The 17,344-nt window shown below is 58.9% G+C and carries 11 protein-coding genes, 1 tRNA gene and 2 pseudogenes; 8 read left to right on the top strand and 6 right to left on the bottom strand.

The window, feature by feature from the left end; all coding sequences use genetic code 11:
• The first annotated feature begins 9 nt into the window (after nucleotides 1–9).
• The 7 genes from ACYCAX_RS22050 to ACYCAX_RS22020 are packed head-to-tail and all read left to right on the top strand — an operon-like array spanning nucleotide 10 to nucleotide 10,296.
• On the top strand, nucleotides 10–4,035 hold the full coding sequence (locus ACYCAX_RS22050; protein WP_460248831.1) for an Eco57I restriction-modification methylase domain-containing protein: 4,026 nt from the start codon (nucleotides 10–12) through the stop codon (nucleotides 4,033–4,035).
• The gene (locus ACYCAX_RS22045) at nucleotides 4,032–5,480 is read left to right on the top strand and encodes an SMEK domain-containing protein (RefSeq protein ID WP_460248830.1); all 1,449 of its coding nucleotides are present in this window, start codon (nucleotides 4,032–4,034) and stop codon (nucleotides 5,478–5,480) included. Before ACYCAX_RS22050 ends, ACYCAX_RS22045 begins: the two co-directional genes overlap by 4 nt.
• On the top strand, nucleotides 5,480–6,901 hold the full coding sequence (locus tag ACYCAX_RS22040) for an argonaute/piwi family protein (protein ID WP_460248829.1): 1,422 nt from the start codon (nucleotides 5,480–5,482) through the stop codon (nucleotides 6,899–6,901). Before ACYCAX_RS22045 ends, ACYCAX_RS22040 begins: the two co-directional genes overlap by 1 nt.
• Nucleotides 6,902–6,916: 15 nt before the next feature.
• The gene (locus ACYCAX_RS22035; RefSeq protein ID WP_460248828.1) at nucleotides 6,917–8,263 is read left to right on the top strand and encodes a DUF3696 domain-containing protein; all 1,347 of its coding nucleotides are present in this window, start codon (nucleotides 6,917–6,919) and stop codon (nucleotides 8,261–8,263) included.
• Nucleotides 8,244–8,786 (top strand): hypothetical protein, encoded by a 543-nt coding sequence (locus tag ACYCAX_RS22030; protein WP_460248827.1) that lies wholly within the window; start codon nucleotides 8,244–8,246, stop codon nucleotides 8,784–8,786. The genes ACYCAX_RS22035 and ACYCAX_RS22030 overlap by 20 nt, the downstream gene beginning before the upstream one ends.
• Entirely contained in the window at nucleotides 8,783–9,490 is a 708-nt protein-coding gene (locus tag ACYCAX_RS22025; protein WP_460248826.1) for an RNA ligase family protein, read from the top strand. Before ACYCAX_RS22030 ends, ACYCAX_RS22025 begins: the two co-directional genes overlap by 4 nt.
• Nucleotides 9,487–10,296, top strand: coding sequence for an HNH endonuclease (locus tag ACYCAX_RS22020; RefSeq protein WP_460248825.1), 810 nt, complete (start codon nucleotides 9,487–9,489; stop codon nucleotides 10,294–10,296). Before ACYCAX_RS22025 ends, ACYCAX_RS22020 begins: the two co-directional genes overlap by 4 nt.
• Before the next feature lie 167 nt (nucleotides 10,297–10,463).
• Here ACYCAX_RS22020 and ACYCAX_RS22015 read toward each other — a convergent pair.
• A pseudogene (locus ACYCAX_RS22015) lies at nucleotides 10,464–11,329 on the bottom strand (phage integrase N-terminal domain-containing protein).
• Between the two features lie 1,374 nt (nucleotides 11,330–12,703).
• Between ACYCAX_RS22015 and ACYCAX_RS22010 the strand changes: the two are divergent.
• Nucleotides 12,704–12,780, top strand: a tRNA-Met gene (locus tag ACYCAX_RS22010).
• 280 nt (nucleotides 12,781–13,060) lie between these two features.
• Here the strand turns inward: ACYCAX_RS22010 and ACYCAX_RS22005 are convergent.
• The 5 genes and pseudogenes from ACYCAX_RS22005 to ACYCAX_RS21985 form a co-directional block, all read right to left on the bottom strand.
• Nucleotides 13,061–13,351 (bottom strand): annotated as a pseudogene (locus ACYCAX_RS22005) (HigA family addiction module antitoxin); the annotation flags it as partial.
• 12 nt (nucleotides 13,352–13,363) lie between these two features.
• Complete coding sequence (locus ACYCAX_RS22000; RefSeq protein WP_015478854.1) at nucleotides 13,364–13,642, bottom strand: type II toxin-antitoxin system RelE/ParE family toxin; 279 nt, start codon at nucleotides 13,640–13,642, stop codon at nucleotides 13,364–13,366.
• A gap of 15 nt (nucleotides 13,643–13,657) precedes the next feature.
• On the bottom strand, nucleotides 13,658–14,686 hold the full coding sequence (locus ACYCAX_RS21995) for a phage integrase (protein WP_015478855.1): 1,029 nt from the start codon (nucleotides 14,684–14,686) through the stop codon (nucleotides 13,658–13,660).
• Nucleotides 14,683–15,975 carry a hypothetical protein gene (locus ACYCAX_RS21990; protein WP_460248824.1) on the bottom strand — a complete coding sequence of 431 codons (1,293 nt, stop codon included), beginning with the start codon at nucleotides 15,973–15,975 and terminating at the stop codon, nucleotides 14,683–14,685. Before ACYCAX_RS21990 ends, ACYCAX_RS21995 begins: the two co-directional genes overlap by 4 nt.
• Nucleotides 15,976–16,121: 146 nt before the next feature.
• Entirely contained in the window at nucleotides 16,122–17,336 is a 1,215-nt protein-coding gene (locus tag ACYCAX_RS21985; RefSeq protein WP_460248823.1) for a zonular occludens toxin domain-containing protein, read from the bottom strand.
• Nucleotides 17,337–17,344: the final 8 nt, after the last annotated feature.

Raw genomic sequence — 17,344 nt, 5'->3', positions numbered from 1 at the left:
AGAACAACCATGAAACGCATCCGCAAAACCCAGGCCACGCTGAACCTGCCTACCCTCAAGCTCGAAGGCGGGCTGTTCCTGCCCGACCAACTGGAAAAGGCCGCCCATGGCCGCGCCAGCGCACAGCTTGAGGCCGACTACCGCACCCCCAAGGGCGTCAAGCTCAAGGACGAATACAGCCGCGCCTTCCAGATCGCCTGCGCCCAGTGGCAGCACTTTGCCGCGCAAATGGAACGCGCCGACCTCGATGCCACGCAACTCACCACCGCTTTCATTGACGAACTGCTGCGTCACGCCTTCGGCTACACCGCCCTGCAACCCGCGCAAGCGCAGCAGGTAGGCGAACTGTGCTACCCGGTCAGCCTTATGGCGGACCACTTCCCCGTGCTGGTCGCCCCGCACACCCTGGGGCTGGACGATGCCGACGCGCAGTTTGCCGTGCAGGGCAGCGGCAGCCGCAAGAAAGCGCCGTTCCAGGCCATGCAGGAATTGCTCAACGCCAGCGAACTATTGCAATGGGGCATCGTCAGCAACGGCAAACAACTGCGCCTGCTGCGCGACGCCGCCTCGCTCACTCGCCCCAGCTTTCTAGAGGTCGATCTCGCCGATCTGCTCGGCGGCCAGCGCTATGCCGAATTCGCCAACGTTTGGCGCCTGCTGCACGCCAGCCGCGCGCCGCAGTTACTCCCCCCACCCACCGGGAGAGGGGGCGGGGGTGAGGGCACCTGCATCTGGGAACAATGGCGTAACGAAGGCCAGCAAGAAGGTACCCGCGTGCGCGATGGCCTGCGCAATGGCGTCGAACAAGCCCTGCTGACCTTCGGCACGGGCTTCCTGCAACACCCCGCCAACCAGTCCCTGCGCACCGCACTGGACAATGGCACGCTCAGCAAGGATGCGTACTTCCAGCAATTGCTGCGCCTGATCTACCGCCTTATCTTCGTCTTCACCGTCGAAGAGCGCGGCGTGCTGCACCCGCAGGACGATAGCCCGGATGCCCTGGCCGCCCGCCGCGCCTATGCCGAAGGCTACGCCCTGGCTCGCCTTCGCGAGTTCTGCCTCAAGCGTCGCGCTCGCACCCGGCACGACGACCAATGGCAGGCCATCCGCATCGTCTTTCGCGGCCTCGCCCAGGGCGAGCCACGCCTGGCGCTACCCGCGCTGGGCGGCCTGTTCGCCCCCGAGCAATGCCCCGATCTGGATATCGCCAGCCTGGATAACGCTCACCTGCTCGCAGCCCTGCAACACCTGCGCTGGGCGGTGGTGGCCCAAGGCAAAGGCAGCAGCCTGACCCCGGTGGACTACCGCAATATGGGGCCGGAGGAACTCGGCAGCGTCTATGAAAGCCTGCTGGAGTATGACCCTCGCCCGGATGTTCATAGTCGGACATTCGAAATCGTCAGTACTACAGGAAACGATCGCAAGCTCACCGGCAGCTACTACACCCCCGACAGCCTGGTACAGGAGCTGATCAAAAGTGCGCTGGAGCCAGTCATCGAACAGCGCCTGGCCGCCAACCCGGGAAACCCCACCGCAGCGCTGCTAGCCATCCGCGTCATCGACCCCGCCTGCGGTAGCGGCCACTTCCTGCTCGCCGCCGCCCGCCGTCTGGCGGAAAAGCTGGCCCAGTTGCGCAGCCTCGAAGGCGGGCAGGAAGGCGCCATCCAGCCCCAGGACTATCGCCATGCCCTGCGCGAAGTCGTGGCCCACTGCATCTACGGCGTGGACCGCAACCCCATGGCCATCGAACTGGCGCGCATGGCCCTGTGGCTGGAAGGCTACGAGGAAGGCCGACCGCTGGGTTTTCTCGACCACCACCTGCAAGTCGGCGACGCCCTACTCGGCCTGACCGATCTGCACGTGCTGGAACAAGGCATCGCCAAAGATGCCTTCAAGCCCCTCAGCGGCGACGACAAGGATGTGTGCAAGGCACTGGCCAAAACCAATACCGCAGCGCTCAAAAACCTGGAGAAAAAGCGCACCGCGCACGCTTTTGGCCAGACCGAACTGGTGCAGCACCACGACAATGGCCTCGCCGCATTGCGCGCGCTGGAAGCCCTGCCCGAAGACAGCACCGAACAGATCGCCGCCAAGGCGCAAGCCTACGAGCACTACCTGCACAGCGCCCGCACCGGTCGGCTGGCGCAGGCCGCCGATCTGCTGCTGGGTGCCTACCTGCTGCCCAAAACCGAAGGCGACATCCAGGCCATCCCCACCACGGCCACCCTCTACCTCACACTGCTGGGCAGTGCCCTGCCTGCCGACCAGCAGCCCGCACTGGCGGCTGCCCAGAAAGCCTGCGAAGAAGCCCGCGTGCTCCACTGGCCACTGACTTTTCCGCAGGTGTTCGCACAAGGCGGTTTCGATTGCGTGCTGGGCAACCCGCCGTGGGAACGCATCAAGCTGCAAGAGGAAGAATTCTTCGCCACCCGTCACCGTGATGTGGCGGAAGCCCGCAACAAGGCCGAACGCGCCCAGCGCATCCAGTGGCTCAGCGAAGGCATGCTGGCGCGTCACCTCTATCCCGAACTGGCCCATGAAACGCACGAGGACACCGCCGAACAACGCCTGTATCGGGAGTTCATCAGCGCCCGCCGCACGGCGGAAGCCGCCAGCCTGTTCGCCCACGTCAAAGGCGACGACGGCGGCCGCTATCCGCTTACAGGCGTGGGCGATGTGAACACCTACGCGCTGTTTGCCGAAACCATCCTGCAAATTCATGCCGACAGCGGCCGCGCTGGCTTTATCGTGCCCACCGGCATCGCCACAGACGACAGCACCAAGGCTTATTTCGGCCATATCACCCAGAATCGGCGGCTGGTCAGCCTATACGACATCGAGAACCGCGAGGCAATATTTCCTTCGGTACATCGCAGCTACAAGTTCTGCCTGCTGACTCTGGGCGCTGCAGAACAAGCCGAATTTGTTTGCTTTGCCGCGCAAGTCAACCAACTGGCCGATCCGCGCCGCCGCTTCACCCTCACGCCCGACGAATTCCGCCTCATCAACCCCAACACGCTCACCTGCCCTGTGTTCCGCAGCGAACGCGATGCGGAACTGACCAAGAAGCTCTATCGCGCCGCGCCGGTGCTGATGCGCGATGCTGTTACCGCCGGAGAGGGCAAGCAGGCCAAGGTGGTGGAACCAGCGCAAAACCCTTGGGGCATTTCGTTCATGGCCATGTTGCACATGTCGAACGACAGCCACTTGTTCAAATACGAGCCAGCCCCCGACCGCGTGCCGCTGTACGAAGCCAAGCTCATACACCAGTTTGACCACCGCTGGGCCACCTACACGGAAGAAGGAAATAGCCGTGACGTCACTGCCACCGAAAAGGCTTCGCCTGACTTCACTGTCACCCCACGCTACTGGGTCAGCCGCAGCGAAGTGGAAGACCGCCTGAACGACAAAAGCTGGCAACACGGTTGGTTGATGGGGTGGCGGGACATCTGTCGCGCTACCGATGAACGTACGGTGATTGCGTCGGTGGTGCCGTTGGTGGGAACAGGGGATACGTTGCTCCTGATGTTCCCAGACTCTAAGCATGGTGCTCGCAGGGCATGTCTACTGGCGGATCAATGCTCGTTGGTGCATGACTTTGTTGCCCGACAAAAAATAGGCGGTACGCATCTGAAGTATCACGTCAAAAAGCAGATCGTGAATCTTCCGCCAGATCACTACACTGAAACCGACCTCGCCTTTATCATCCCTCGCGTGCTGGAGCTCACCTACACCGCCCACGACCTCACGGTCTGGGCGCAAGACTTGGGGCACGACGGTTCACCCTTCGCCTTCGACCCCGACCGCCGCGCCATCCTGCGCGCCGAACTCGACGCCTACTACGCCAAGCTCTACGGCCTCACCCGTGACGAGCTGCGCTACATCCTCGACCCCGCCGACGTCATAGGCGAAGACTACCCCAGCGAAACCTTCCGAGTACTCAAAAATAAGGAACAGAAGGAACTTGGCGAATACCGCACCCAAAGGCTGGTGCTGGAAGCGTGGGATAAATTGGAGCGAGGATCGCTCACATGAAAATTCTTGATTTGCAAAATGAGTTTCGCGAACTGGTCGCTCAATTTCGCAATGAAGTTGAAGCAGCCAGCGCCATGGGTCATTTTGATACGCACAAAGTGGCAGAGAACGTCATCTGCGGTCTTTTGCGTGAATTGTGCGACTGGCCCGACCTTCACAATCTAAATACCGAACAGGCAAACTTCCCTGGTATTGATCTGGCTGATGACAGCGCTCGTATTGCCATTCAAGTAACGGCAACTGCAGACATTGCCAAGATCAAGCACACCATCGAGAAATTCGTAAACCACAACCTGCACCTGCGCTATGACCGTCTGATTGTCTATGTACTCTCCACCAAACAGGGGAGCTACTCGCAAGCAACCATTGACACAGCCTGCGAAGGAAAATTCCAGTTTTCTTCCAACCATGATGTCTGGGGTTATCAGGAACTTTGCTCCAAGGCAGCTGATGCTTCACCACAGAGTCTGCAAGCCGCGCTCAATCATCTGAAGGCTTATTTACGTGGTGTTCCGATTGGCTTGGCGGATGAAGATATTGATCCCCCCCAGAACCCACCAGAAATCATAACGACCAATCTAGTGGCCATTGATTTCCCTGAGAACCTGTACATTGCGCAGCTCAATCGTGACCTTGTAGAACATCATGGCAAAAGAAGGGCGGGCCGCTGGCGCGATACGATTCGCGAATACAATCAGGACATGCAGCGACGCATTCCTTCAACTTATGTCATTCACAGCGACACCTTGATCACCTTTTTTGACTTGACCAATCAAAACAGCCCATATCAGCACCTGATTGAGCCAGGAACGGCGGAAGAGTATCGAAGCCAGGATTTCTGGCGAGTCGATGAAGGCCACGAGCGTGTATTCAAGTCTTTGTTACGTTTTTCCTTGCAGCACCGCCTGTTCCAAGAGCGCGTGCAGTGGGAAAACGATGAAAAGGAGTTTGTATTTTTTCCCCGTGAGGACGGCATGAATCAGCGAGAAGAGGTATGGCAAGGTGAAAAGAAAGCCAAGCGTACTGTCTTCGCAAGGCAATTCAATAAAAAGGATCCAACTAAGGTCTACATGCAGAAGCACCTGTCGTTCTCCGTGGACTTCCTGATCTTTAACGACAACTGGTTCATATCCATTACACCAAGCTGGTTTTTCAGCCATGGCACCACCTTCAGAAAGTCTGGGTATAGCCACGAAAACTTGAGCTGGATAAAGCGGCAGGAAAATAATCAGCAGGTCATGAATCACTTCCGCTTCATCGCTTCATGGCTGTCCTCTATTGATGAGGTTGATCTTTTCTCGGATAGAAACCCTAGGGATTCATTTATTTCCTTTGGCCAGATTCTCAACTTAGGCGGAGCTCCTTCGCTGGATGAATCCAAGTGGGCAGCTTTGCCTTCGCCATCTGAGGATGAGCCTGAGCAACGACAGAGGCTTTTTGGCTAATGAAACTGGTACACGTTAATGAGCCAAGGCTCGAGTTTTTCAATGGCACGCACATCTGCCCAAGGCGAGGAATCGCGGCTTACGGGGTATATGACAGAAGTTCGCTAACCCGGCGCACTCGCATCCTGCTCGGTGCCATCGGAACAAGCAAAGACCTTGAAGACCTTTCAAGCCTGCTTGAAAGGATGAAGTCACCCATCCAAGGGGCTGGCAAAGATCACAAAGGCAATCTTTTCCCGGACTTCTGCGGATTTAATGAAGAAACTGGCTTTCATGCTGATCTGGCATTCAACCAGGACTTGGGACGACCGCTCAGACAGTTGGATATTGAGAAAATCGCCAACATAAAAAACCGCTCACAGCGCATAGAAGAGGCCATCAATCTCTACTATGAGGAAATAAAATTTCTCGCGCAGAACCGACCTGTTGACGTGATTGTTTGCGTGCTATCGAAATCCATATTCGATGCCGTCAGCAAGGAATCCCCGGTTGAAGGTGAGGAAATGCTGGAAGAGAGTGTCGAAGTTCAGTCGGAACTGAATTTCCGACGGGCATTGAAAGCAAAAGCCATGCACTTGGGCAAGCCACTACAGCTATTGCGGGCAGACTCGCTAATTTCTGGCAGCAAAGGCCAGCAGGATGATGCAACCAAAGCCTGGAACCTGGCGACGGCCCTATATTACAAAGCTGGCGCAACCAACCCTTGGCGCTTGGAGAAAGTTGAAGGCAGTTCACTCTCATGCGCACTGGGCATTGCCTTCTATCGCAGCAGGGACAAGAAAACCCTCAACACCAGTTTGGCTCAGGTCTTCGACGAACTGGGTAACGGCTTGATCTTACGCGGCACACCTGTTCACTTGGAAAAGGGAGATAGAGTGCCACGGTTATCTGAGGAGCAGGCTTACACCTTATTCAAAGCAGCTCTGGAGGAGTACCGAAACGCAATGAGGACATATCCGGGGCGAGTGGTAGTACATAAAACGTCCAATTTCTCTGACCCTGAAATGTCCGGATTCATGGCCGCAGCTTCTGATCTACGTATCGACACCGTTGACTTCGTGACGGTCATGGACTCACGCCTTCGACTTTTCCGAAGCGGCGGATATCCACCCTACCGAGGCACATCCCTTGTACTTGATGAGCAACGTCAACTGCTCTACACCCGCGGCTCCATCTGGTACTACAAGACCTATCCCGGAATGTATATTCCCCAGCCACTTGAGCTTCGGGTCGTGAGGTCAGAGCAAAGCCCTGCTTTTCTGGCGAGAGAAATTTTAGGCTTGACAAAGATGAACTGGAACAACACTCAACTGGATGGCAAGTACCCGATCACACTGAGTTGTGCCAGAAAAGTGGGTGAGATCATGAAGTATTTGGAAGAACATGATCGGCCACAAATTCGCTATGGCTACTACATGTAATCCGCGGAACAAAATATGCTGACCCACCTCAAACTAGAGAATTTCAAGATCTGGCGCACCACGGGGCCTGTGCGACTCGCCCCGATCACACTGCTATTGGGTACCAATTCATCAGGCAAGTCCAGTCTGATTCAAAGCCTGCTGCTCATCCGTCAGACCGTAAAAAGCGACGATCCCGGCCTGGATCTCAATCTGGGTAATCCTGATGCCGGCGATTCCGTCACGCTCGGTCAGTTCAAGGATGTGCTGTGTCGCCATGGTGCAGCGACCGAAAGCACGGCATCCCATCAGGTGGGTATCGAGTTTCGCTGGCGCGAAACGGGAAACTCCCCTGAATCGGCGCTGTTCTCCGCACGCTATCGCAAAGGCCAATCAGGTAGCGCCGAACTGGAGTTCTTGCGGCTGGGAAAAGACGGCCAAGGCTTCAGCGTGCAGCGCCGCAAGCCTGGCATTTATCGTCTTACGCTGGGCAACCAGGCCAAGCCTTTGGGACAAAGTCCGGATTTCCGGCCAGAACGCTCTTTTGCCTTCTCGGCGGCCACCTTGAATAGGCTGGCCGAGCAGGCAGAAGCCATCCGCCCCATTGGCCCGGCCCTGCTGCAAGAACTGGGGCGCATCATTTATCTGGGGCCAGTACGCCGCTTGGCGCAGCGTGATTACGTGTGGGCGGGCCGGATGCCGCAACACATCGGCGACGATGGCGCCAAGGCCATTGACGCACTAATCGCCAGTGGCGTGGCGTACCAGTCAGCACAGAAGCGCAAGCAAGCCGCCCCCGAAGAGGCTCAGCTGTTCGAGCAAACCATTTATTGGCTAAAAGAGATGAAGCTGGCGGATGGGCTTTCCGTTCGCGCCCTGGGCGGCTCAGCCCGCCATCAGCTGCTGATCGGACAGGGCGGCCAAGCCGTCAACATCAGGGATGTTGGTGTTGGTGTTTCACAGGTTATTCCCGTGGTGGTGGCAGCGCTTTTTGCTAAGCGAGGGCATATCGTCATCATCGAAGAACCCGAAAGCCATCTACATCCACTGGCGCAAAGCATATTGGCTGAGCTGTTTTCGCAAGTCAGTCGTAAGCGAGGGGTTCAGTTCATCATCGAAACACACTCCGAACATTTGTTCCGCCGTATGCAAACCCTGATCGCTAAGCAGCAGATCACACCCGATGATGCGGCCATGTATTTCGTCGAGCGAGAAGACAAAGCCGCGCGCATGCGGCCACTGGAACTGGATGACTTGGGCCGAGTGAAGAACTGGCCCGAAGGTTTCTTTGGGGACGCCCTGGGCGAGACGCGAGAGCAAACAGCCTTGGCCATTAAACGCGCAAAGGAGCTGAGAGCGAGGGATGGCAATGTATCTGGTTGACACCAACGTGATGCTGGCCGCGAGCGCGATACTGGAGCTATCCAACGTTGCAACCCGAGCGATGCCGCAGGAAATCGAGCTGCGCGAGACGATTTATGAATGGCTTGCGGAATTTGATCAGTCTGATCATCGCATTGTTCTGGATGAAGAGGGCCTGGTGCGTGCTGAGTACGAGCGAAACATGCCATTCAATATGCACGAGCAGGAGTACGGTATGCGTGTCCTGCAAAGCAAGCTTGATCGAATGCTCGTGGAATATGTTCCTATAGACTCACTTGAGGCCAATGGCGAACACATTGCTGTTCTTGATCCTGCCCATGAACTCATCGTGCCAGACCGGGAGGATCGCAAATGGGTTGCGTGCGCACTGGCGGCGCAGATTCTTTTCGATCAAGTGCCCCCCATTGTTTACGGTGCAGAGACAGACTGGTTTATTGCCGAAGCACAGCTGATGGCAATAGGCCTGTGTTTTCAACGACTGTTGCCCGACGATTGGTACACATCAAGGGTTGCTGCTGGATGACTGCCGATTTCTTCCGTTTTCCCTCCACCCCTCACCTGGCCTGGCTAGCTGAAGACGGCATGCCGCGAGACGACAAAGTGCTCTCGCCTACCGAGGTGCAAGCTCTGCTTTCAGGCGAAGTGGTGGCGGAGGAAAAACTCGACGGCGCCAACCTGGGCCTGTCGCTGGCACCCGATGGCACGCTGCGCGGCCAGAACCGTGGCCAGTATCTGGACGAACCCCATGCTGGGCAGTTCGCTCGTTTACCCGCCTGGCTGACCCAGCACGAAATCGGCTTGCGCACCGTGCTTCGAGCGGAGCTGATACTGTTCGGCGAATGGTGCGCCGCACGCCATTCCCTGGACTACGGTACGCTACCGGACTGGTTTCTGCTATTCGACGTTTACGACCGCAGCACCGGACGATTCTGGAGTACCGCCCGACGCGACGCATTGGCAGCAGAAGCAGGGCTGGCCACCGTGCCGCGTGTGCTGACAGGCCATGCGACCCTGAAATCGCTGAAACAACTGGTGCTGGATGTGCCGAGCAGCTATCGCGCCGGATTGCCATTGGAAGGCGTGGTGGTGCGGCGTGAATCGACTGACTGGTGTGAAGCTCGTGCCAAGCTGGTACGCCCCGACTTCACCCAGGCCATCGACACCCACTGGCGCAAGCGCACCATCGAGTGGAACCGGGTGGATTGGATGATGGTGGGCAAGAAATGAAATCCGATGATGTCAGCGCTAGCCAATCTGTCGCCTCGGTGAATCCACTACTGCGTGCGTTGATTGAGAAAACAGGCCACGACAACGGTTTCGAGCATGTGCTGCCGGCGGATGGCAATGTCGTGACACTGGCTTCGGCGCGCCACCGAAGCAGTGCGGCAGTGGTGCCGATGGCCGGCGGCTTTGAGGTGCGCTTCCAGCCCGCCTCGCCTGCGCTGGTGCCGGAGTTGTTGCGCAGCTTCAAGCTCTGGGCGGGGGCCGATGGCGTGTTCCGCGTGCCCACCCTTGCCGATCTGGCGACATTGCTCCGCCGTGCGGCCAGCCTGTCACAGGCGCTGCCAAATCAGACGGTGCGGGATTACCACACGGCCGTCGCGCAGGCACTGGCGGACTTGCCGGCCGAAAGCCGAGGTACGCAGGTCGAGCGTCTGGTGCGCCAGCGCGTGGGACAGGATCGCTATCGCGATGCCTTGCTGGTCTACTGGGGCGGAGCCTGTGCGGTGACCGGCGTCACCGTGACTGAGACGCTTCGCGCCAGTCATGCCAAACCCTGGGCGGAATGCACCGACGATGCCGAACGGCTGGATGCCTTCAATGGCTTTCTGCTGGTGGCCAACCTCGATGCGCTGTTCGATCGTTTTCTGATCAGCTTCGACGATGCCGGGCATCTGCTGACCAGCGCTCGCCTATCCCAGGGCGATCTGCGCGGGCTTGGAATTCACCCGGACATGACGCTGCGCTGGCTGGCCAGCGAACATCGGCATTATTTGCAGTGGCACCGCGAGCGCTTCCTGCTCAGTGCCTGATTGAAGGAACAAAGATGGCCAGGGCCAAAGCAAATGTTGATGAGCTGATATCCATGATTGAACGCGGCGAGCTGCGCTTGCCGGAATTGAATACGTTTGTTGGTCCAACAGACTAACCCCGTGGGCTGGCTCCGTTTGTAGGCTAGGTACTCCCTGGACTACCTGGACTAACTGTCGAGATAGATGGCAGTGATTTGAACCCGCTCGTGTCCCAATTCATGGCTGATGTTCTGGCGAGCACGGCTATCTTCTATGCGCTGCACTGAATTCAGCCCCTTGACTGACTGTCCACCTGCCGCTGGCGCCGGCTACCCCGTCAGAGTCTCATAGCGGCTCTGGGCGTACTGATGACGTAGTCCGTGCATGTGACTCATGCCCCGCCATCTTGCATTGGCCATCGTAGACATGGCGCTGCTGGATGTAGGTCTTGTGGGCGGGGATCAATGATCCCGGCTCCCGCCAGATCGTGCGCCGCCTGAAGCACTTCGCGTTGTTCTGGCGTCGTGATCGGCACGGTTTGCTCTCGCCCTCCTTTCGTTCACGAGCCTTTCAGGGCGAGATGATCGCCACGGTCGGCATAGCCGGGCTGGAACTTGATCGCCTATTACCGACGCAACCCGAAGACGGCCTGTAGCTGAAGGCTCATGCGCACGTGGGCATCGGTGACTAGGTCAAGCCCCCAGCCCAATTCCCGGGCCTTGCTGACGTTGGTCACATAGCGGCGCTCGGCCACGCCAAACTGCGTGTTGTCCGCTGGCAGGATACCAGACTTGCCGATCTTCTCGGCCCACCAGCACAGATGAGAGAGCCGATTCTTGATGGTGCCAGATGACAGGCCTTCGCCTTGCCAGCGATCCAGCAGCGTCTGGACATGCTTACCCTTGAGCGACGATGCCTTCATCTGCCGAAAACCGGCCTCGCGTAATTGCCGCGCGGCCAGCGCAAGTGAGCGCATGCGGTCGGCCTGTGTATTGTGGCTGCCGTCGCGATTGCGGTGGCAAAGCTGTCGCAGGGTATAGGTCAAGTCATCCATCTTCCAGTCTCCCAGAAAGCGTCGTCGGTGCTGCGTTGTCCCGAAACTCAATGGTTAGTGTTGGTGCCAGCTCGCTAGGCGAGATCCCGTGAGGGCAAGGGCATGGTGTTCAGGAGACACCAGTGTCTCGAATGAGGCGTCCGTCTTGCTTCCTGCTGGAAGGCCGGACGGAGGTCGTGCGGGATGAACAGGCTGTAAGCGTCGATGAGTCCTCCTACTAAGTGAATGGGATGAGAAAAGCAGCGGGAGTCCTGTGCGTTGCGCACGGGCCATAGCTGCGAGGGACAGTGCGCCGAGAGCGCAGGTGGGAATAAGTACAAGCAGATGAAGATGGCTCCGCCCATGGGTAGGGCCGGTATGCATCAGGAGCCTGGGCATACCTGGGTAGGTTCCGCCCTGACGAGCCAGCGCTTGCAGGAACCTGCGCTGTTGGGGGTGCCGATGTACGAGGACCATCGGTCTTGGCAACTTCCCGGTCAGTGTAGGGCGGGCATCATCATGTATGCCGCACGCAATAGGATCTGGCTTTCGCCCTTATTGTTGGTGGCGTCGGTGGGGCCGTCACTGCGGCGTGCAGTGACGGCCCATCTCATGGCATCCGAGCCGTGCAATGGGTAAGGGCGCTGCGGCAGACGCGTACATATCCCCTGCCTACGGCACTGACGCGGCCTTCGGCCTTGTCGGCTGCCTGTGCAGAGGCGGCATGGTAGCCATGCCACTCCTGCACAGGCAGCTTGCGTGCAAAGCTGATCCGGCGGCATCTGGAAAAGCGGCTCGGCATTGGGGCCGATTTCGCGCGTAGTGGGGGTCAATGGCGGGCGCGCAAGCCGCAGCGGAGCGCAGCCGCAGGCGAGCACCGAACGGGTGAGCACCCGGCGCAGCGCACCATTGACGCCCATGCAGCGCAGCAGACTTTCGGCTGGGTGCAGGGATGCTCTTCCCCTGTACCCTTGCCCTTCGGCGAGAACGGAGTTCCAAGAGGCAGCGCCTCTTGGTCAAGGCCGCAGGCCGCGAAGAGCGCGCGCTATGCTGGCATCGTCATCCGGGCTGATATATGATCCCGATGGCCCCTTAGGGTACAACTGGGGGTACTTCCAACGATTCCCGCGAGGGCCATGGCGCGCTTTCCCCGCGAAACTCAGTGCTCATGGACCTTTGCCGACCGATCAATGTTTAAACGTGTGATCAACGTCTAAGCCCGCCCCAGACCTGAAAAAGCCCCGGCCACCTGCCGGGGCTTTTTCATTTGGGCGCCCTGCCCCGCCGCTCATCGTGCAAATACCTTGCGACCGGCTAAACGATTGATAGATCAGAACAATATTCAAGAAAAGGGGTTGACACCCCCCTTCGATCTGCGGAAAATGCGCGCCACTCGGCTACATAGCTCAGTCGGTTAGAGCGCAGCATTCATAATGCTGATGTCCCAGGTTCAAGTCCCGGTGTAGCCACCATACAAAACAAAGGGTTAGCGAAAGCTAACCCTTTTTTGTTTTGGCCGGCAGACTACAAACCGACTACATCCTGTCTACGCGCCGCAAACAAACCCCATGAATGTCATTCCGCAGGGGGGTTCTCAGAGCGGTCGGCCGTGTCTCTTTCCTGCCTCCCCTGTTCCTCAATCCAGCCTCAAAGGTCACCCAATGGAATCTCACGGGATGGCTCGTTGGCTCGCTCCTTCACACGCTGAACGAGAAAAGCATCGTCCTGGGCCTCGATCGTCGCGAGAACTACCAGCGGCTTGATGTCGTGCTCAATCTGTTCCCCGCTGGCAGCGTAGGCAGTTGCCAGGGCGTATTCACTTTGCAGGTTCATCCAGAACTGGGCGGACGTATCGAAGTAGCGTCCCAGGCGGATAGCCATGTCTGCCGTGATCCCGCGACGCTCACGGACGATATCGTTGACGGTCGGTGCCGAGACATTGAGGGCACGAGCCAGCGCAGCCGGAGTGATGTCCAGCTCCTGCAGGAACTCTTCGCGCAGAATTTCCCCTGGATGGATGGGGCGCATACCGTTGGTTGTCATGGTCCACCTCCCTCAGTGGTAATCCACTATCTCGACCTGCGTGGGGCCTGCATCCGTCCAGACGAAGCAGATGCGCCACTGGTCATTGATCCTGATGCTGTGCTGGCCAGCTCGATTGCCCTGTAATGGCTCCAGGCGATTGCCCGGTGGAGAGCGCATGTCTCGAAGCTCAGTGGCAGCATGCAGCATCAGCAATTTGCGGGTTGCGACGTTGAGAATCGCACTCCACCGCTTGGAGGTTCCCGTCTCGAACAACGAGCGGGTCTCTTCGCATCTAAAGCTCAGGATCAATTTTAATCCTTAACGTTAAGCGTTAACGTGATCTGAGGATACCAGAGGGCGAGCCGGGGTCAACTGGTAGCCCGACTGAGTGAGCGGAGAAAAACGCATTGCGGACTCCAGGTGCTCCGGCGACAGGTGCGCATAGCGCATGGTCATTGTGATCGACGAGTGCCCCAGAATTCGCTGCAAAGTCAGTATGTCCCCTCCTCCCATCATGTAGTGACTGGCGAAGGTGTGACGGAGGATGTGGGTTAGCTGGCCCGGTGTTTGGAATCCACAGCGCTCATAAGCACAGCGAAAGGCGGCCCTGCAGGACATAAACAGGCGGCCCGTTCCAGGCATACCCACCTTGAACATCAGTTGCTCCAGCTCTGCCGGGATCGGCACAGATCGGCTCTGACGGTTCTTGGTCCGGTGGTAGTGGACCTTTCCTCCATGCACTGCGCCACGGGCGATACTCTCGGCCTCATCCCAGCGAGCACCTGTAGCGAGGCACAGCAGTGCAACCGGGTAGGTGTGGTTGTTCGTGCTGGCCTTGCACTCCTCAAGCAACTGGGCGACCTGATCCAGGGTGAGGAAGGTCAGTTCGACCTGATCAGTCTTGATCTGCCGAACGTTGGCCAGTGGGTTCGCCTTGTGCCATGAGCCGAGGCGGATCAGCTCGGAGAAGATGGCCGACAGGTAACGCTGTTCGTGGTTGACCGTTTCCGGCTTCACTTCGGTCAGACGACGTTGCCGGTAGCGCGCCCACGCGAGCGAATCGAACTCGAAGGCCAGCGGATCTCCGAGGCGTTGGGCCAATGCTTCGCAACGAGCCAAGCGCTGCTTGCCGTCTTTCAGGGTGCAGCCGTGGAGGTCATACCAGACCTTTACCAGATCGGTGAGACGATCATCCAGCGGGCGGCCTGTCTCGCCTTTTACGGCAAAGAAATCCTGCTCGTAACGAATCGCGGCGGACTTGGTAGGAAATCCGTACTTCCTGACTCGACGACCGGAGCGACCATTCTCGTAGAAGTCAGCCGTCCAGGTCTTTCCCTCTTTGCGCGCCGTCATATCGCGTAGCCCCGCCTGATGTAGCGATCATTGATCAATCCAATGACGTGCTTTTCGAGGTCGCGAGTGCTGTAGCCCTTGGCCGTATAGTGGTCTTCGATCACGTGCCAGAAGGGAAGCGTTCTCCCGACCTCAAGCGCTTTTTTTGGTGGGATTCGCTCCCGTGCGATCAGGCTGGCGAACTGGCCCAGGAACATCTCGCAGTTCTTGCCGGAGAAGCCCTGAGCGGTCTTGTAGTAGCGACGGTACTCGGTGCGTTCGATGAGCGGATCGGCTTCCACCTGGACCTTGGTGTCGAGGCTGATCAGCGACCAGAAGGCGTCGAAGATCCCTTCCCGGGAAATGAGCTTGTAGTTGTCGCAGGCGTACTGCCAGAGCCCCTGCAGGTGCGGGCAAAGCCCCGCGTAGGTGCGGCAGCCGATCACCTCACCGGAGGACATGGTGGAGCCTTCGGAGAACTGCTGGACGATGGAGTGGTGATAGCGGAACTCGATGCGCCACACGGTCTCCAGCGGGTTGTAGGCGGGTTCGCCATCGCCGAAGGGATCACCGTTCAGGGAGGCCCACACGGATTCCCAATAGTCGAGCTTATCGGTAGCCCTCGCCTGCAGCGTCTTGTTGTACAGGCACATCTGCAGGCCGTTGGCCGAGCCGAACATGAAGGTCTCACCACGCCCATACACCGAGGCGTTGCCGTCGAACTCGATGCGGTCGATACCGCTGATCTGGCGTACACGCCGGGACCGGCAGTGCATGCGATCCACGAAGTCTGCAGGCGGGGTCCAGCCCTGCATGTCGAGGGCGATATGGACGGCGCATTGGTTCACTTCACAGGCCGAGAGAACGCCAGCGGCCAGGTCATCGAGTACGCCCTGTAGGATCTTCGGATCGGCACCGTCCAGGGCGTGCGGGGAGACTTCGATCTTGAGGTGCGGGCCGATGTTCTCCAGCTTCACGTTATGGTTCTTGATCAGCAGGATCAGACCCATGTCGGCGTTCTGCAGGCGGTATTGGTAGCCCGAATCCCGGCCAATACGGCCTTTGGCCCATTTGTAGCCGGCGAAGTTGACGATATCTTCGGGCTCATCGAACAGCGCCATCACTTCCGGGCGGATCATGCCGTTGTACAACTGCCGCACGGTATCGACGCCACAGCGCAGCAGGCGCACACCCGACAGGTCGACAAATCTGCCGTTGCTCGGGTCCATGAAAATCCGTCCTTCGGACGACTCATAAAAGTCCCCGTTCTCCTTGAGGATCAGGCGGAGGGGGTGAATCGGCTTTTTCATGTTTCTTACCCTTCAATGAGGTTTATTGAGGTGGGTGATCGCTAGTTATCCGACGTGTTACAGGGTCGTCGGACGCGCCGCGCCGAGCGCCGTTTGCGGTTGGCCTCGTACCTCGGCTCAATCCGCAAAACGGCGCCGCCGCCGCGCTAGTTGCTGCGCCAGGGGCGCGCTGGGTACTCGCTGTCGGGGACGATGGTCAGTTGCGTCGCTGCGGGCTGCGCATCGGCCTGTAGTCGTTCGCTGGTGGGGGGTGGTAGCGGCGATGCGGCAACGGCTGATTGCTGCCCCGAGCGCGGATCGAGGCCGTTACGGTCGGGCAGCGTGGGATCGAAGTAGCCGTCCCTGGCGACGGTCAGGCAGAAGTCGAAGGCCGTCGCCACCTTGGTGCCCTGCTGCGTGTAGCACTGGCAGGATTTACCGTCCTTCACGGTGTGTTGTGGTCGCCGGGCAACGAGGCGCGGGTCGCCGGTGGACAGGCAGTACAGCCGCGGGTGGGCAACGGGCTTGGTCAGTTCGTCGTACACCGGCGCCGAGGACGGCAAGTCCGGGACGCGAGGCTTGCGGCGTTCCAGGTACTGCGCGGGGGTGACAACCTTGGTCTCGCCATCGCCCGTGGGTTTGATCAGCGCGCCGACCGCCGAGGACACCTGATCGACCACGCCCTTGTCTGCGCCGTTCGGTGTCGTGGCACCAGTCGCCGCGCTGGCCGGGGTGGCCGACTTGCTGCCTTCCGCGTAGCGCTCATAAGCGCGGTACACCATGAAGGCCGCGCCGATGATCACGGCCAGCGCCAGGATCATTTTCTTCGGCGGCTTGAAGGCGAAGTGGTGATTGGCCTTGGTGCTGGTGTAAACGCCGAAGTACTTCTTATCGAGCTTGAGCGTGGTCTTGTCGGCGTCCTTGAAGCTGGTCTTCTTCTCCACCGCTTCGATCACGGCTTCGGATTCGAAGCGCAGTAGCTGCTGACTCTTGAACACCCGCCAGTAGTGGATATGACCGTTACACAGGCGGCGCAGATGCACATCGATGTAGCGCGGGTCCTGGGTGACGAGATGCACTTCGTGGCCTTGGTGGCGCATGGTCTCGAAACGGCTGATGTGCTCCGGCGGCTTCTGCCGGGGATCGCGAACGCCGAACCAGCCCTGGGCCTCATCCACGACGATGATGGCGTCGTGGGGCAGTTCGTACCATTTGTACGGGTCGTCGAACCCGAACCACGCCGCCTGCAACTGGTCGGTCTTGAGGTCGGCCACGTTGTGGTAGTAGACGACCCGGCCTTCCCTGTGGGCCTTCTGATCGACTTCGCGGATGGTGTTGAGGGTCTTGCCGTGGCCGGGTTTGCCGGTGCGGATATAGAGCATGGCGCATC

Source organism: Pseudomonas sp. MT3, from assembly GCF_054720805.1.
The sequence above is the reverse complement of the archived record's forward strand: the minus strand, read 5'-3'. Positions and strand labels throughout refer to the sequence as shown.

Coding starts and splice junctions, on each gene's coding strand:
- ACYCAX_RS22050 (WP_460248831.1), top strand. CDS start 10: ATGAAACGCATCCGCAAAACCCAGGCCACGCTGAACCTGCCTACCCTC.
- ACYCAX_RS22045 (WP_460248830.1), top strand. CDS start 4,032: ATGAAAATTCTTGATTTGCAAAATGAGTTTCGCGAACTGGTCGCTCAA.
- ACYCAX_RS22040 (WP_460248829.1), top strand. CDS start 5,480: ATGAAACTGGTACACGTTAATGAGCCAAGGCTCGAGTTTTTCAATGGC.
- ACYCAX_RS22035 (WP_460248828.1), top strand. CDS start 6,917: ATGCTGACCCACCTCAAACTAGAGAATTTCAAGATCTGGCGCACCACG.
- ACYCAX_RS22030 (WP_460248827.1), top strand. CDS start 8,244: ATGGCAATGTATCTGGTTGACACCAACGTGATGCTGGCCGCGAGCGCG.
- ACYCAX_RS22025 (WP_460248826.1), top strand. CDS start 8,783: ATGACTGCCGATTTCTTCCGTTTTCCCTCCACCCCTCACCTGGCCTGG.
- ACYCAX_RS22020 (WP_460248825.1), top strand. CDS start 9,487: ATGAAATCCGATGATGTCAGCGCTAGCCAATCTGTCGCCTCGGTGAAT.
- ACYCAX_RS21995 (WP_015478855.1), bottom strand. CDS start 14,686: ATGACGGCGCGCAAAGAGGGAAAGACCTGGACGGCTGACTTCTACGAG.
- ACYCAX_RS21990 (WP_460248824.1), bottom strand. CDS start 15,975: ATGAAAAAGCCGATTCACCCCCTCCGCCTGATCCTCAAGGAGAACGGG.
- ACYCAX_RS21985 (WP_460248823.1), bottom strand. CDS start 17,336: ATGCTCTATATCCGCACCGGCAAACCCGGCCACGGCAAGACCCTCAAC.